Genomic DNA, 14012 nt, shown 5'->3' with positions numbered 1-14012 from the left:
GTGCGGGTGGGGCTGGGGTCAGCGAGACCCTCGCGCGACCGGGTCAGTGGCCGGGTCGGTGGCCGGGTCGGTGGCCGGGTCGGTGGCCGGGTCCGTGGCCGGGCTGCTGCCGTTGGTCACGGTCTGGACCTGCGAGATCGGCACGTCGACGCCGCCGACGTCGAGCACCGGACCCTCGGGGGCGAAGTCGACCCCGTCGACCTGGCCCTGGCCGACGGTGCCGTCGGCGAGGGTGTAGCTGACGTGACGCCCGACCAGTGAGCTGGCGCCGAAGGCCAGCTGGACCCCGAGCAGCATCGTGGTGCGGTCGGCGACGTCCTGCATCTTCTCCAGGGCGTTGAACTGCGCCGACTGGGCGAGGAACTCACCGCTGTCGGCCGGGTTCATCGGGTCCTGGTAGCGCAGCTGCGCGACCATCAGGTTCAAGAACATGTCCTTGTCGGACGAGGGTGTGCTCGTGGTGGGCACGAGCGCCCCCAGACCGACCGGTCCCACGGACTCGGTGGCGGACACGGACATGAGGTCCTCCTCAGACGCTCACGTCGAGCCGGTCAGGGCTCGTCGCTCGCGGATCGGCGCACGTGGGTCCGCGGACCCCCGTGCGCGCGCCATCCGTGGCGTGGGTGACGTCCGACATCCATGTCGGTCGTCCGTGCTCCGGCGAGGCGTCGCCGGGCTGCTGCCCGGGCCGGCGTCCGTCGGAGGATCCAGGGGTGGTGCTGCCGGAGTCGCCGGCAGCGGAGCCGGGCAGGTCCTGCACGACGACCCGCATGTCGTCGGCCCGGGGGCCGAGCAGCTCGCGCAGCCGGCCGAGGTCGTGCGACAGCGACTGCCGCACCGCGGCGTCCCCGGCGCTGAGCTGGACGCTGACGACGCCGGCGTGCACCCGCAGCCGTACGTGCACCTCACCCAGCGAGCCGGGGTCGAGCCGCAGGACCACCTGGTGCGCGACGCGGGACCCCGCGCCGGCCGCCTCGGTGAGTCGTGCGACCTCCTCGACGACGTGGCGCGCGGCGGCCTGCACCTGCGGCGTGTGGGCGACGACGGGCGCCACGAGCGGGGCCGTGGGCGTGACGGCGGCCGGCCCGTTCGCCACGGTCGGGTTCAGGGGCTGGGCCGCGGTCTGGGCGGCGGTCTGGGTCGCGGGCTGGGTCGCGGGCTGGGCCGCGGGCGCGGCCGGGGCGGCCGCCTCCTGACGCTCGTCGTCCGGGCCGTGGTCCCCGGCCCCGGTGTCCGCGGCACCCGACCCGGCCGGGGCCGCAGGCGGTACGACGGCGGGTGCCGTCGCCGGGGCCTGCGTGGGTGCTGCCGTGGGTGCGGGAGCGGCCGAGGAGGCCGCCGTCGTGGCGGCGGCCGCGGTGTCGGGAGTCGTGGCCGCGGTCGGGGTGGACGCGGACGTCGCGGCGACCTGGGCCGCGTCGGCGACACCCTGCGACGGGGCCTGCGCCGGCACGGGACAGGCCGCGCCCGCGGCGGCCACCGCCTGCGGGCCGCCGGTGGCCGGGGCCGACGGCAGCGCGTCCGGCGCCGGCAGCACCGGCGGGACCGCAGGTACCGGCGTCGCGCCGACCATCATGGCGAGCACCGTCGCGTCGGGCGCGAGCGCCGTCGGGTCGGCGGTCTCGTCGTCGGTGGCCGGTCCGGTCGTGACCGCGGCGGCCTGGGGCGTCGGGGCCGCGTCGGTGCCGAGCAGGGTCGCGACCAGGTCGGCGAAGCCGGAGCCACCCTCGGTGCCCGTCCCCGCCTGAGGGGCGGAGCCCGGGGCGGCCGGGGTCGCCGGGGTGGGCGCGGCCACGGGCGTGATGCTCATGCCGCCTCCATCATGGCCATCACGGAGCGCACGTAGTTGCGGGTCTCCGGGTAGGGCGGCACGCCGTGGTAGCGGTCGACGGCACCGGGCCCGGCGTTGTAGCCGGCCAGCGCCAGGTCGACCCGCCCGTCGAAGCGGTCGAGCAGCTGGCGCAGCAGGCGGGCAGCACCGTCGACGGCCTGCGGGGGGTCGAACGGGTCGCTCACGCCGAGGCCGGCCGCCGTCCCGGGCATGAGCTGCATGAGGCCCTGGGCGCCGGCGTGGCTGACGGCCCTCGGGTCGAAGCCCGACTCCTGGCGGGCGACCGACGACAGCAGCACCGGGTCGACGCCGTAGCGCTGCCCGGCCGACTCGAACAGCGACCGGAACGGCACGTCGCCGAGGCCGGCCACCGAGGGCCGCGTGCTGGTGGCCGCGCCGACGGCGGTGCCGGGGTCGGGCGCCACGCGGCGGATGTAGTCGGGGGTCGACGGGACGTCGACCAGGCGGATGTCGAGCCCGGTGCGCGGCGCCTCAATCATCTTGCCGTCGCCCACGTAGATGGCGATGTGGTCGGCGCCGACGTTGCGCGAGGAGTTGTCCCAGGCCAGCAGGTCGCCCGGCCGGGCGTCGGCCATCGAGGCCACCGCGGTGCCGGCCTGGGCCTGGTCGCGCGAGACGCGGGGCAGGTCGATGCCGAGGTCGCCGTAGACGTGCTGGACCAGGCCGGAGCAGTCCATCCCCCCGTCGCTGGGGCTGTCGCCGCCCCAGACGTAGGGCATGCCGAGGTACGTGCGGGCCTCCTCGACGGCGCGCGACCCCAGGTCGGCCCCCACGCCGGTGTCCTGCCCGGCGCCCAGCGTGGCCGTGGTGGTCGGGTCCGTGGTCAGCGACGTGCCGCTCGCCGACTGCAGGGCGGTGGCGAACGCGCCGGCCGACGAGGTGCGGACCGGGGCGAGCAGCGAGAGCTGGGCCTGGATCTGGCTGATGCGCCCGGCGATCTCGGTGACGCTCATGCTGTCGCCTCCTCGTCGCGGGTGTCTCGGGTGTCGCGGGTGTCGCGGGTGTCGTGGGTGTCGCGGGTGTCGTGCCGGTCGTGGGCCACGCGGCGCGCGGCCTCGTGCAGGCGTCCGGCGATGTCGTCGAGCTCGCGGGTCTCGGCCCGGCGCGCCTCCTCGGCGCGGTACTCGGCCCGCCGCTGGAGCAGTCCCTCGACCGCGGCGAGCCGTGACCGGGCGGACTGCCAGCGGGCGAGCGCGTCGAGGCTGCGGGCCTCGGCGTCCCTGAGGTCGGCGCGGGCGAGGGTCAGCGGCTCGTGCAGGCCGAGCAGCGCGGTCCGGGCCACGGCGAAGCCCCCCGCTCCCCCGTCCACCGGCACCGGGGCGGCCAGGCGCCGCTCGAGGTCGTCGAGGGTCGCCGCGGCCCGGGCCTGGGCCTGGGTGGCCTCGCCGAGCTCGAGCCGGCCGTCGCGCTCGCGGACCTCGCGGATCCGGGCCACGGCGCGCAGACCGGCGTCGGCCGGGTGCGGGCGCGTCACGGGGCCACCAGGTCGTGCAGGGCGGCCCAGGTGTCGGCCGTCGTGGTGGCGTCGTCCATGTCCTGGCGCAGGAAGGCGTCGATGCGCGGCAGCCGGGCGATCGCGGCGTCCGCGTCGAGGTCGGTGCCGCTGACGTAGGCGCCGATCTCGACCAGCTCGCGCACTGACCGGTGGGCCGCCATCATCCGCCGCAGCCGTACGGCGTCGGCCCGCTGCTCCGAGGTGGTGACCGCGTTGGTCACGCGGGAGATCGACTCGAGCACGTCGATGCTGGGGAAGTGCCCGGCGGTGGCCAGGCGGCGGGTCAGCACGACGTGCCCGTCGAGGATGGAGCGGGCCGTGTCGCCGACGGGGTCCTGCAGGTCGTCGCCCTCCACGAGGACGGTGTAGAGCCCGGTGATCGAGCCGTGCGGCGAGGTGCCCGCGCGCTCGAGCAGGCGCGGCATCAGCGCGAACACGCTCGGCGGGTAGCCCCGGGTGGCCGGCGGCTCCCCCGCCGACAGCCCGATCTCGCGCTGGGCCATGGCGACGCGGGTCAGGCTGTCCATCATCAGCACGACGTCGCGACCGGCGTCGCGGAACCACTCCGCCACGCGGGTCGCGGTGAAGGCGGCGCGCAGCCGCACCACGGGCGGCGCGTCGGACGTCGCCACGATGACCACCGAGCGCGCGAGGCCCTCGGGACCGAGGTCGTGCTCGATGAACTCGCGGACCTCACGACCACGCTCGCCGACCAGCGCGATGACCGACACCTCGGCGTCGGTGCCGCGGGCGATCATCGAGAGCAGGCTCGACTTGCCGACCCCGGAGCCGGCCATGATGCCGATGCGCTGGCCGCGACCGCACGGCACGAGCGCGTCGAGCGCACGCACCCCGAGGCCGAGCGGGGTGTCGATCCGGGGGCGGGCCAGGGCGTCGGGCGCCTCGAGCTCGACCGCGACGTGCTCGAGCCCCGGGAGGTCCTCGAGTGCCGGACCGCCGTCGAGCGGACGGCCCAGGCCGTCGAGCACGCGTCCGCGCAACGCCTCACCGACGCGGATGCGCAGCGGTCCGCCGGTGTGGCACACGGGGAGGCCGGCCTCGAGGCCGTTGGCCGAGCTCAGGGGCAGGCAGGTCAGGCCGCGGGCCGCGCTGCTGGCGACGACCTCGGCCAGCACCTGCTCCTGCGACGGCGTCTCGACGGCGACCAGGTCACCGACCGCGGCGCGCAGGCCGACGACCTGCAGGTGCAGGCCGAGCAGCTCGCTGACGCGACCGCGCGGGGTCGGGCGGGTCGCGGTGATCGCGCGGGAGCGCGCCTCGGCGAGCCGCTGCTCCAGGGCCAGGGTGATCGTCGGGGCCGTCACGACAGGGCCCCGCGGACGCGCTCGAGCGCGGTGCCGATGGCCAGGTCGACCATGGTCGTCGAGGTCTCGACGACCGCGTCGTCGGGACCGAGGGTGGCGTCGTCGACGACGGTGGCACCGGTGGCCACGAGGTGCTCGCGCAGCTCGAGCGCCCGGGCCGGGTGCACCCGCACGAGGGCGACGACACCGTCGGGGAGCACGGTCAGGACTCGGCGGGCCAGGTCGGCGACCGGCTCGGGCGAGGTGCGCAGCTGGTGGCCGACCAGGGCCTCGGTGAGCTCGTAGGCGAGGTCGAGGCAACGGTCCTCCAGACGCGAGGCCACCTCGGCGGCACTCTCCTGGAACGCCTGGGCCGCGCGGACGAGCGCCGCGAGGGCCTGCTCGTGCTCGACGCGGCGGCGGGCCTCCGCCTCGGCGGCGTCCCGCGCGACCTGCAGCGCGACCTCGCGAGCCTCGGCCGCGGCCTGCTGGCGTCCTTGCGCCCAGCCGATGGAGTAGCCCCGCGCCCGGGCCGCGCCGAGGGCGCGGTCGGCCAGGGCCCCCAGGGCCTGCTCGGTGACGCGGTCGCCCAGGGCGCCGCCGCCGGCGTACCTCGTCCAGTCGCCGCCGCGCAGCTCGGGCGTCGCCAGAGGCTCCAGCACCGTCGGCGGGGTGGTCTTCTCCGCGGGCAGCGACAGCAGGTCCGGGAGCACCGGCGCGTCGGCGTGGAGGTCAGTCGACGAAGTCATTGTCGCCTCCTCGGCGCACCAGGATCTCGCCGCGCTCCTCGAGGTCGCGGATCGTGCGGATGACGGCCTGCTGGGCCTCCTCGACCTGCGTGAGCCGCACCGGGCCGAGCAGCTCGATCTCCTCGGTGAGGTTCTCCGCGGCTCGCGCGGACAGGTTGCGGGTGACCTTGTCGCGCACGTGGTCGGCCACGCCCTTGAGCGCGAGCGCCAGCTGCGAGCCCTCGACCTGGCGAAGCACCTGCTGCACCGAGCGGTCGTCGAGGGTGGTGATGTTCTCGAACATGAACATCCGGCTCTTGACCTCGTCGGCCAGGGCGGGGTCGAGGGACTCGAGGCCCTCGATGATCTGACGCTCGGTGGAGCGGTCGGAGCGGTTGATGATGTCGACCAGCGGGTCCAGACCGCCCACCCGCGACAGGTCCGCGGGCTGCAGCATCGACGAGAGCTTGCGCTCGAGGATGCCCTCGACGCTGCGCACGATGTCGGGGGACGTCCGGTCCATGACCGCGATCCGGTGGGCCACCTGGGCCTGCTGGGCCGGGGGCAGCCCGGTCAGCAGCAGCGAGGCCTTGTCGGGCGTCATGTGCGCGAGCACGAGCGCGATGACCTGCGGGTGCTCGTCGGCGATGAAGGACCGCACCTGGGCCGGGTCGGCCTGGTGCAGGAACTGGAACGGCATCTGGACGGCGGCGGCGTTGAGCCGCTGCATGATCTCGGCGGCCCGCTCGCTGCCGAGGCTCTGCTCGAGCACCTGGTGGGCGAAGCCCAGGCCGCCGCGGCGCACGTGCTCGTGGGCGACCATCAGCTCGTGGAACTCGGTGAGGACCGAGGTGCTCTCGCTGACGGAGAGGTTCTCGAGGCGCGCGATCTCGGCCGTGATGGTCTCGACCTCGTGCTCCTCCAGGCGGCTGAGGATCGCGGCGGCACGCTGCCGGCCGAGCTGCACCAGCAGCACCGCGGCCTTGCGGGCACCGGCTGTGGCGAGGGTGGGTGCCAGGGACGTCGACATGTCAGGCCCTCTCGGTCAGCCAGCCGCGCAGCAGCGAGGCGACGTCGTCGGGTTGGCGCTCGATGAGGGCGTCGAGCTCGTCGCGCAGCTTGTCCTCCTCGGACACCTCCTGCGGCTCGCTCTGCTCCAGCGCGAGCAGGGCGGTCTGGTCGGCGACCGCGGCGCGGCTGGCGCTCTCCTGGCGGATCTGCTCCACGACGTACGTCGTGGCCTGGCGGCGGGCCTTGGCCCTGCTGCGGGCGCGGAGCCAGGCGATCCCGGCCACCAGCATCACCAGGGCGGCGATCAGACCGGTGCGGATCATCTCGCGCGTCGCCGCGCTCGCCTCGGCGGCCCGGGCCGTGGCCAGCTCGGAGGAGGCCGCGTCCTCGACGCTGCGGTTGAAGGGCATCTGGGCGACGCGGACGGTGTCGCCGCGCTTCTTGTCGATCCCGATCGTGTCGGCGACGAGCTGCTGCACCTCCTGCGGCAGGTAGTTCTGGGTGCTGGCCGCGTCGAGGGCGACGCCCACGTGCAGGGTCTTGATCGCGCCGGGCGGCGTCTGACGCCGCTCCTCCACGACGTCGACCGGGGTGTCCGCGGTCTCCTGCTGCTTGACGTACGCCGAGCTGCCGCTGCCCGTCGTGGCGGTCGGGTCCATCTGGCCGTCGGGTCCGACGACACCTCCGGGCACCCCGCTGCCGGCCGGACCCTTGTAGGTCTCCTTGCTCGTCGCGGTGGACGACGGACCGCTGGCCTTGTCGACCTGGTAGTCGGTCGTCTTGGTGTCGGTGGAGTCGAAGTCGAGCTGGGCGGTGACCTGGACGGTGGAGTTGCCCGGCCCGACGACCCGGTCGAGCATCGCCTGGAGTCGGTCGTGCAGCTCGGTCTCGACGGCGGCCTGGCGCTGGTCGCGCGCCATCGAGCTCACGCCGCTCTCGCCGCCGGGCGCCGAGAGCACTGCTCCGCTGGAGTCGGCGACGGTGACCTTGCCGGGGTCGAGACCCTCGACGCTGGCCGCGACCAGGTTGACGACGGCCTGCACCTGCTGCTGCTCGAGGGTGACACCGGGCTTGGTGTCGACGAGCACCGAGGCCGTCGCGGGCTGCTGGCTGTCGGAGAAGACCTCCTTCTTCGGCAGCGCCAGGTGCACCACCGCGGTGTCGACGCCGTCGATCGCCTCGATGGTGTTGGCGAGCTCGCCCTCCATCGCGCGCTTGAAGTCGGTCTGCTCCTGGAAGTCGGAGGTGGCCAGGCCCTGGTTGTCGAGCAGCGAGTAGCCGCCGTCGCTGCCCTCGGGGATCCCCTGGGCGCTGAGGTCGATCCGGGTCTGGTAGACGACGTCGCGCGGGACCATGATCATCGTGCCGCCGTCGGCGAGCTCGTACTTCACGCCCTGGGCGTCGAGCTCGTCGACCACCGCGGAGGCGTCCGAGGCCGACAGGTCGCTGTAGAGCGGGGCCATGCTCGGCGCGGAGGCCCAGCGGAAGACCATGAACCCGCCGAGCAGCAGGGCCGCGGTGCCGAGCACGGCGACGAGCTTCTGGCCGACGGTGAACTGGGAGAAGGTGCGCGAGTAGCCGGCGAGCCGCAGCCCCGCGGTGTCCCTGAACGAGCCTGCCATCAGCCGACCTGCATCCTCATGATCTCGTTGAACGCCTCGACGGCCTTGTTGCGGACCGCGACGGTCATCTGCGTGGTCACCTGCGCCTCGGTGGCAGCGATCGTGTAGTCGTGCAGGTTGGCGAGGTTGCCGGTGGCCGCCTGGACCGCGAGCTGGTCGGCCGTGCGCTGGACGCCGTCGAGCCGGTCGAGGCCGTCGAGCACGAGGTTGCCGAAGTCGACGCTGGGGGCGGCGGCCGTCGTGGGCGCGGACGCGCTGGCGACCGGCGGGGTCATCGGCGTGAAGCCGGCGGCCCCGAGGGCCTCGATGCCGTTGACGCTCATCAGCGGCCGATCCCGAGGGCGGCGGTGTAGGTCTCCTGCGCGTACTTCGTGACCTGCGAGGAGGCCTGGAAGCCGCGCTGGGCCATGATCAGCTGCGACATCTGCGAGGCCATGTCCATGGCGGGCATCCGCACGTTGCCGTCGGCGTCGGCCAGCGGGTGGTCGGGGTTGTTGACCACGACGCCCTCGGGGTCGCTGAGCGCGATGCCGGTGACGTCGACGCCGCCGCCGGGCACGGCCTGCGTCATGACCATCTGCGCCTGGAACGCCGTCTGCGACGTCGACCGGACGGTGTTGACGTTGGCGAGGTTGTAGGCCAGCGTGTCGAGCCAGGTCTGGTGGGCGCCCAGCCCCGAGCCGGCGATGTTCAGCGCGTCGAAGGCCCCCATCACTGGGCCCCTGCGACCGTGCGGACGAGCTCGAAGCGGTCGCTGACCGCCCGCGTGATCATCTGGTACTGGAACTGCGACTGCATCGCCGCCAGCGTCTCCTTGCGCAGGTCGACGTTGTTGCCGTTGGCCCCCACGGGGCTGTCGCTGGCGCCGGCCAGCGGCACCGCGCCGGCCAGGACCCCCGGGGCCCCCTCGCCCTCGTCGACGGCCGAGCGCAGCACGCTCTCGAAGTCGACGTACGACGAGCGGAAGCCGGGGGTGTCGATGTTGGCGATGTTGTCGGCGATGGTGCGCTGACGCGCCGCCAGGCCGTCGAGGGCGAAGCCGAGGACCGCCGAGACGGGGTCCGAGGCAGCGGAGAGGGAGGACACGAACGCGCACCTTCCGATGAAGGGTTGGGCGGCCGATCCTTCGGCATCTTGGGGCGAGCTCTCCGTGCTCACCGGTGACATCGGTCGTCGCCACGACGACCTGAGAGGTTTCTGCCGACGGGCTCGACCGGCCTGGACCAGTCGCTCGTCGGCGCGGCTCGCTACAGCAGCACGACGGCGATCCGTCCGGAGCCGTAGCCCCCGACGTTGACGAGGAAGTCGCAGCGCTGACCGAGGACCTGGGTCCGCGCCCGCACGTCCTGGGGCAGCGGCTCCCCCGAGACCTGGCAGGCGTGCAGCCGCAGGTGGGCGGCGCCGGGGGCGTTGAAGAGGGACGCGAAGATGTTGAACACCTCGCGCACGCTCTCGGCGATCGGACCGGTGACCCGGCCCTCGCCGACCGCCTCGGCGGCCTGTGCCGCCGGGACCAGGGCGAGCGCAGCACCCACGTGGGCCGTCAGCGGCAGGTCGAAGGCCACCACGGCCCGCACGATCACGGAGTCGTCGATGTAGGTGCTGATGCTCGCCGGGTAGGACGGGCTGACTCCGAACGGCGGACCGGGGCGCAGGTCGACCTGACGGTCGAGCAGGTCGCCGAGCAGGTCGCGCACCTCCTTGGGCGCCGGCAGGTGGCTGGTGGCCGCGTTCATCACGCCACCTTCACGGTGGCGATCGCGTCGGCGAAGGCCTCGGGCGTGAACGGCTTGGCGATGAGGAACGAGGCGCCCGAGCTCGCGGCGCGCGCCCGCATGTCGTCGGAGCCCTCGGAGGTGACGAAGCCGAAGGGGACGGCGTTGCCGCGCGAGCGCAGGGCGTCGAGCAGGTCGATGCCCGACATCTCGGGCATGTTCCAGTCCGACAGCACGAGGTCGGGCGAGTGCGTCTCCACGGCATCGAGCGCCTCGCGTCCGTTCTCGGCCTCCACGATGTCGTGCCCGCCCTCGCCGGCCTGGCGCAGGGTCCTGATGACGATCTGCCGCATGACGCGGCTGTCGTCGACGACCACGATCTTCACGAGGTGCCTCCTTCGTCACGGGTGCCGACGGTGACCCACACGCGGTGCGAGCCCCAGGCGAGGTCGAGCCGGCAGGTCTCGACGATGCCGCCGGCCTGGATGGGTGCCTGGGCGACGAGCGGGAGCGACAGCTTGCTCGGGCCGTCCATCAGGCTCTTGATGTTGCCGCCGATCACGTTGACCAGCTCGCCGAGGGCGTCGACGACGTCCTCGTGCGCAGCGGTGTCGCCGTCGTCGAGGCCGAGCATGGCCTGGGTCACCGCGTGGGCGACGGCGTCGTTGACGCTGACCACGATGAGACCGTGCCAGGCGCCGCTCACGGTGACCGCGGCGTCCCACCGCGAGCCGGGGAACGTCCCGGCCGGGTCGAAGTCGGGCGCGACGGGCACCAGGGGCTCACCGCCGAGGAACGTGGTCCACACCTCGTCGACGACCGCCTGGACGTCGAAGGAGCTGGGCTCGGTCAGCACGGTCATGCGGGAACCTCCTGGGCGGCGAGGCCGAGGAGCTCGAGCTTCTCGACGATGGCGTCAGCCGTGAACGGCTTGATGACGTACTCGTGGGCGCCGGCCGCGAGCGCACGCACGATCTGGCCGTGCTCGCTCTCGGTCGTGACCATCATCAGCGTGATGTTGCGCCAGCGCGGGTCAGCGCGCACGCGGGTGACGAAGGTGTAGCCGTCCATGAGCGGCATGTTCCAGTCGATCAGGCACAGGTCGGGCTCGAGCCCGTCCTCCAGCGCGGTGAGCGCCTCCTGCCCGTTGCCGGCCTCGGTGACGTCGAAGCCGAGGTCGACCACGATGCGACGCAGGATCGATCGCATCGTGCGTGAGTCGTCGATGATGAGGGCGTGCACGTCAAGCTCCTGTGGTGGTGAGTCTGGTCGGGTGACTGGTCGAGGGAGTGGCCGGCGACGTGGCGGTGGCCGTGCCCGTCGCAGGGCGTACGCCGGCGGGTTGCCGCGGCCGGTGGACCCAGGCCCGACCGGCCGCCTCGCGGATCCAGGTGTCGTCCAGGTCGAGGGTGGTCTCGGTCGACCCGAGCATCAGGAACCCGTCGGGGGCGACGCGGGCGCGGAACCGACGCAGGATGTCGCGCTTGACGTCGACGTCGAAGTAGATGAGCACGTTGCGCAGCAGCACGAAGTCGTACAGACCGATGCCCGGCAGGGGCGCCGCCAGGTTGATCTTCTCGGTGGTGATCGTGCGGCGCAGGTCGGCCGAGACCTCCCACTCGCGTCCCACCCTCGTGAAGTACTTCACGAGGCGGTTCGCGGGCATCCCGCGGTTCATCTCGACCTGCGAGTAGCGCCCGGCGCGCACGCGCTCGAGCATGGTGGGCGACACGTCGGTCGCGTGGATCCGGTAGGTCCACCCGGGCGGCAGCGACTCGTCGAGCAGCATCGCGATGCTGTAGGCCTCCTGGCCGCTCGAGCACGCGGCCGACCAGATCTCCAGGTGGCGGCGGTCCTGGCGGGCCGCGAGCAGCTGGGGCAGCAGGACGTCGGTGAACGCCTGGTACGGGGCGAGGTCCCTGAACCAGGACGTCTCGTTGATGGTGAGCGCATCGGCGGCTCGGCCGCGCTCGACCGCGTCGGTGCGCAGGAGATCGACATACCTGTCGACGTCTGCGACACCGGCCGCACGGGCGAGCGGGAGGAGCCTGGCTTCCACCAGGTACTCCTTGCCCGGCTCGCAGACCATCGCGGTCTCGCGGAGCAGGAAGTCGGCGACGAAGCCGAAGCTGGACGGGCTGATCACGAGGAACCAGATCGGTCCACCGTGACGCCGTCTGAGGAGAAATCGGTCCGGATCTGGGCGGTACTCCTCAGGCGCACGTCGCGCGGGCCGACCATCCCGACGTGATCAAAGTGCTCGTGGTCGACGACTCTGCCGTGCTGCGGCGCCTGATCAGCACCGTCTTGTCGCGTGACCCGGACCTCGAGGTGATCGGCACGGCGTCCGACGGCCTGGAGGCCATCGAGGCCGTGACCCGGCTCGAGCCCGACGTCGTCACGCTCGACGTCGAGATGCCGCGCCTCGACGGGCTCGGTGCCGTGGAGAAGATCCGCGAGACCCATCCCCGACTGCCGATCATCATGTTCAGCACGCTGACCGAGCGGGGCGCGAGCGCCACCCTGGCCGCCCTGTCCAAGGGCGCCTCGGACTACGTGACGAAGCCGAGCGGGAGCGGCGACATCGCCGGCGCGATGGCGAAGGTCCAGGAGGACCTGGTGCCGCGGGTCAAGGCCCTGGCCGGCGCCCGACGCGTGGCCGCGGCCGCGACCAGCCCTGTTCCTCCCCCGCGTCGCGCACCTGCCGCTGCGGCGCCGCCCGAGGTGCTGGTGATCGCCTGCTCCACCGGCGGACCCGACGCGCTGTCGCGCGTGCTCCCGGGGCTGCCGGCGACGTTCCCCCTGCCGGTGCTGATCACCCAGCACATGCCCCCGGTGTTCACCGCCCAGCTCGCCGAGCGCCTCGACCGCATCTCGCCGCTCTCGGTCCACGAGGCGGCCGACGGCGAGACGCTGCAGGCCGGCCGGGTGCTCATCGCCCCCGGCGACTACCACCTCCGGCTGAGCCGTCGCGGCGACCGCGCCCGCGCGCAGCTCGACCAGGGGCCTCGCGAGAACTTCTGCCGACCCGCGGCCGACCCCCTGCTGCGCTCGGCCGCCGCCGGCTTCGGCAGCGGCACCCTGGCCGTCGTGCTCACCGGCATGGGCCAGGACGGGCTCGTCGGCTGCCGTGCCGTCGTCGAGGCCGGGGGCCGCGTGGTCGTCCAGGACGAGGCCAGCTCGGTCGTGTGGGGCATGCCCGGTGCCGTCGCCACGGCCGGCCTCGCCCACGACGTCCTGCCCTTGGACCAGATCGCCTCGCGGCTCAACGCGCTCTGCGCCCGGATCCCCAGCCGCGCCTGAGGATCCGCTCCTCTCGCGGTGCCTCGGAGCACCGCTCTCGGTCGCGGAGCAGCACGATCCCCGCGGCCGGGACGGCCGCGGGGATCGTGGTCGGTGTCGTCGCAGGGGAAGGCGGTGACGACGCCGGAGGCGGGTGGCTCAGGTGGCCCAGGTGGCTCAGAGGGGGACGTCGACGTAGACCGGGACGCCACCGCGACCCGTCGCGTTGGTGACCGCGACCGCCATCGCGTGCTGTCGGGCGGCACCGCCGAGCCTCTCGGCCATGGCCTCCAGGCACACGGCCTGGCGCTCGAGCAGGTCGCGGGCGCGGTCGACGAGGACCGACGGGATCGGACCGATGCTGGTGGGTGCGTCCCAGCTGTCCGTGCGGATCGGGTCGCCGGTCGGCAACGCCCGCTCGGCGCGCATCACGTCGAGCTCGAGGCGGTCGAGCTCGACGGCCCAGGCGAGCGTGAGGTCGCGGCCGGGCCCGAACGCCGTGACGGCCGGGGGCGCGTAGAGCGGGCTCATGCGACGCGGGCGGAGTGGAGGGCTGCCTCACGCCAGGTGCGGCACAGCTCCGAGACGAGCCCGAGGGTCAGCTCGGTCAGCGCGACGTCCTTGGTGACGTTGGCCTTGACCAGGTTGAGCTGCAGGTAGTCGTAGAGCGACACCAGGGACGCCGCACCCTCCCACGCGTCGGTGCGCAGCGACGACTGCAGCTCGACCACGATGTCCTGGGCGTGCACCAGGTGCCGGTTGGTGTCGGCGATCGAGCCGGCGCGCATCGCGTCGAGCCCGCGCTGGACGTCGAGCGTCAGACGCTCGCAGAGCATCACCAGCAACTGGGCGGGTCCGGCGGTGGCCACCGTCGCGTTCATGTAGGCCGCGCGTGCGTCTGTCGTCATCAGGGTGCCTTCCTTGGCGTGGGTGCTGCTCTCCTGGGACCTGCTGGGTGGTGCGGGTGGGTGGTGCTGGTCGGGTCGGTCGTCGGGTCGGTCGT

19 protein-coding genes are annotated in these 14012 nt (G+C 73.6%); 1 reads left to right on the top strand and 18 read right to left on the bottom strand.

All coding sequences use genetic code 11. From position 1 onward, the window contains the following. Nucleotides 1–18: 18 nt before the first annotated feature. The 16 genes from FZC61_RS19555 to FZC61_RS19480 all read right to left on the bottom strand — a co-directional run bounded on the left by FZC61_RS19555 (nt 19) and on the right by FZC61_RS19480 (nt 11873). Nucleotides 19–519, bottom strand: coding sequence for a flagellar hook assembly protein FlgD (locus FZC61_RS19555; protein ID WP_148615852.1), 501 nt, complete (start codon nt 517–519; stop codon nt 19–21). 10 nt (nt 520–529) lie between these two features. Beyond that, nucleotides 530–1810, bottom strand: coding sequence for a flagellar hook-length control protein FliK (locus FZC61_RS19550; protein ID WP_148615851.1), 1281 nt, complete (start codon nt 1808–1810; stop codon nt 530–532). Beyond that, nucleotides 1807–2805, bottom strand: coding sequence for a lytic transglycosylase domain-containing protein (locus tag FZC61_RS19545; protein ID WP_148615850.1), 999 nt, complete (start codon nt 2803–2805; stop codon nt 1807–1809). Before FZC61_RS19545 ends, FZC61_RS19550 begins: the two co-directional genes overlap by 4 nt. Then, on the bottom strand, nt 2802–3326 hold the full coding sequence (locus tag FZC61_RS19540; protein WP_148615849.1) for a flagellar FliJ family protein: 525 nt from the start codon (nt 3324–3326) through the stop codon (nt 2802–2804). Before FZC61_RS19540 ends, FZC61_RS19545 begins: the two co-directional genes overlap by 4 nt. Further along, a complete protein-coding gene (locus FZC61_RS19535; protein WP_246142804.1) occupies nt 3323–4672 on the bottom strand; it encodes a FliI/YscN family ATPase in 1350 nt (449 codons plus the stop codon). The genes FZC61_RS19540 and FZC61_RS19535 overlap by 4 nt, the downstream gene beginning before the upstream one ends. Next, on the bottom strand, nt 4669–5400 hold the full coding sequence (locus FZC61_RS19530) for a FliH/SctL family protein (RefSeq protein ID WP_148615848.1): 732 nt from the start codon (nt 5398–5400) through the stop codon (nt 4669–4671). Before FZC61_RS19530 ends, FZC61_RS19535 begins: the two co-directional genes overlap by 4 nt. Continuing rightward, nucleotides 5384–6409 (bottom strand): flagellar motor switch protein FliG, encoded by a 1026-nt coding sequence (gene fliG / locus FZC61_RS19525; RefSeq protein WP_148615847.1) that lies wholly within the window; start codon nt 6407–6409, stop codon nt 5384–5386. Before fliG ends, FZC61_RS19530 begins: the two co-directional genes overlap by 17 nt. A gap of 1 nt (nt 6410) precedes the next feature. Further along, on the bottom strand, nt 6411–8012 hold the full coding sequence (gene fliF / locus FZC61_RS19520) for a flagellar basal-body MS-ring/collar protein FliF (RefSeq protein ID WP_148615846.1): 1602 nt from the start codon (nt 8010–8012) through the stop codon (nt 6411–6413). Continuing rightward, nucleotides 8012–8335, bottom strand: coding sequence for a flagellar hook-basal body complex protein FliE (gene fliE, locus FZC61_RS19515; protein WP_148615845.1), 324 nt, complete (start codon nt 8333–8335; stop codon nt 8012–8014). Before fliE ends, fliF begins: the two co-directional genes overlap by 1 nt. Next, entirely contained in the window at nt 8335–8724 is a 390-nt protein-coding gene (locus FZC61_RS19510; protein WP_148615844.1) for a flagellar basal body rod protein FlgC, read from the bottom strand. The genes fliE and FZC61_RS19510 overlap by 1 nt, the downstream gene beginning before the upstream one ends. Continuing rightward, nucleotides 8724–9098 (bottom strand): flagellar basal body rod protein FlgB, encoded by a 375-nt coding sequence (gene flgB, locus FZC61_RS19505; protein ID WP_246142803.1) that lies wholly within the window; start codon nt 9096–9098, stop codon nt 8724–8726. The genes FZC61_RS19510 and flgB overlap by 1 nt, the downstream gene beginning before the upstream one ends. Nucleotides 9099–9259: 161 nt before the next feature. Next, on the bottom strand, nt 9260–9748 hold the full coding sequence (locus FZC61_RS19500; RefSeq protein WP_148615842.1) for a hypothetical protein: 489 nt from the start codon (nt 9746–9748) through the stop codon (nt 9260–9262). Further along, nucleotides 9748–10113 (bottom strand): response regulator, encoded by a 366-nt coding sequence (locus FZC61_RS19495; RefSeq protein WP_148615841.1) that lies wholly within the window; start codon nt 10111–10113, stop codon nt 9748–9750. Before FZC61_RS19495 ends, FZC61_RS19500 begins: the two co-directional genes overlap by 1 nt. After that, a complete protein-coding gene (locus FZC61_RS19490) occupies nt 10110–10589 on the bottom strand; it encodes a chemotaxis protein CheX (protein WP_148615840.1) in 480 nt (159 codons plus the stop codon). The genes FZC61_RS19495 and FZC61_RS19490 overlap by 4 nt, the downstream gene beginning before the upstream one ends. Next, a complete protein-coding gene (locus FZC61_RS19485; RefSeq protein WP_148615839.1) occupies nt 10586–10969 on the bottom strand; it encodes a response regulator in 384 nt (127 codons plus the stop codon). The genes FZC61_RS19490 and FZC61_RS19485 overlap by 4 nt, the downstream gene beginning before the upstream one ends. Nucleotide 10970: 1 nt before the next feature. Next, nucleotides 10971–11873, bottom strand: coding sequence for a CheR family methyltransferase (locus tag FZC61_RS19480; RefSeq protein WP_211357344.1), 903 nt, complete (start codon nt 11871–11873; stop codon nt 10971–10973). A gap of 101 nt (nt 11874–11974) precedes the next feature. On the opposite strand from FZC61_RS19480, the gene FZC61_RS19475 reads away from it, so the two are divergent. Beyond that, nucleotides 11975–13030: a protein-glutamate methylesterase/protein-glutamine glutaminase gene (locus FZC61_RS19475; protein WP_246142802.1), complete on the top strand. Its 1056-nt coding sequence runs from the start codon at nt 11975–11977 to the stop codon at nt 13028–13030. A gap of 156 nt (nt 13031–13186) precedes the next feature. On the opposite strand, the gene FZC61_RS19470 is transcribed toward FZC61_RS19475, so the two are convergent. Next, nucleotides 13187–13540 (bottom strand): hypothetical protein, encoded by a 354-nt coding sequence (locus FZC61_RS19470; protein ID WP_148615838.1) that lies wholly within the window; start codon nt 13538–13540, stop codon nt 13187–13189. Beyond that, complete coding sequence (gene fliS, locus FZC61_RS19465) at nt 13537–13917, bottom strand: flagellar export chaperone FliS (protein WP_148615837.1); 381 nt, start codon at nt 13915–13917, stop codon at nt 13537–13539. The genes FZC61_RS19470 and fliS overlap by 4 nt, the downstream gene beginning before the upstream one ends. Nucleotides 13918–14012: the final 95 nt, after the last annotated feature.

The organism is Nocardioides rubriscoriae (genome assembly GCF_008087085.1).
GTDB classification, from domain to species: Bacteria; Actinomycetota; Actinomycetes; order Propionibacteriales; family Nocardioidaceae; genus Nocardioides; species Nocardioides rubriscoriae.
Note: the sequence above shows the minus strand (reverse complement) of the source record. Positions and strands in the feature narration are given on the sequence as shown.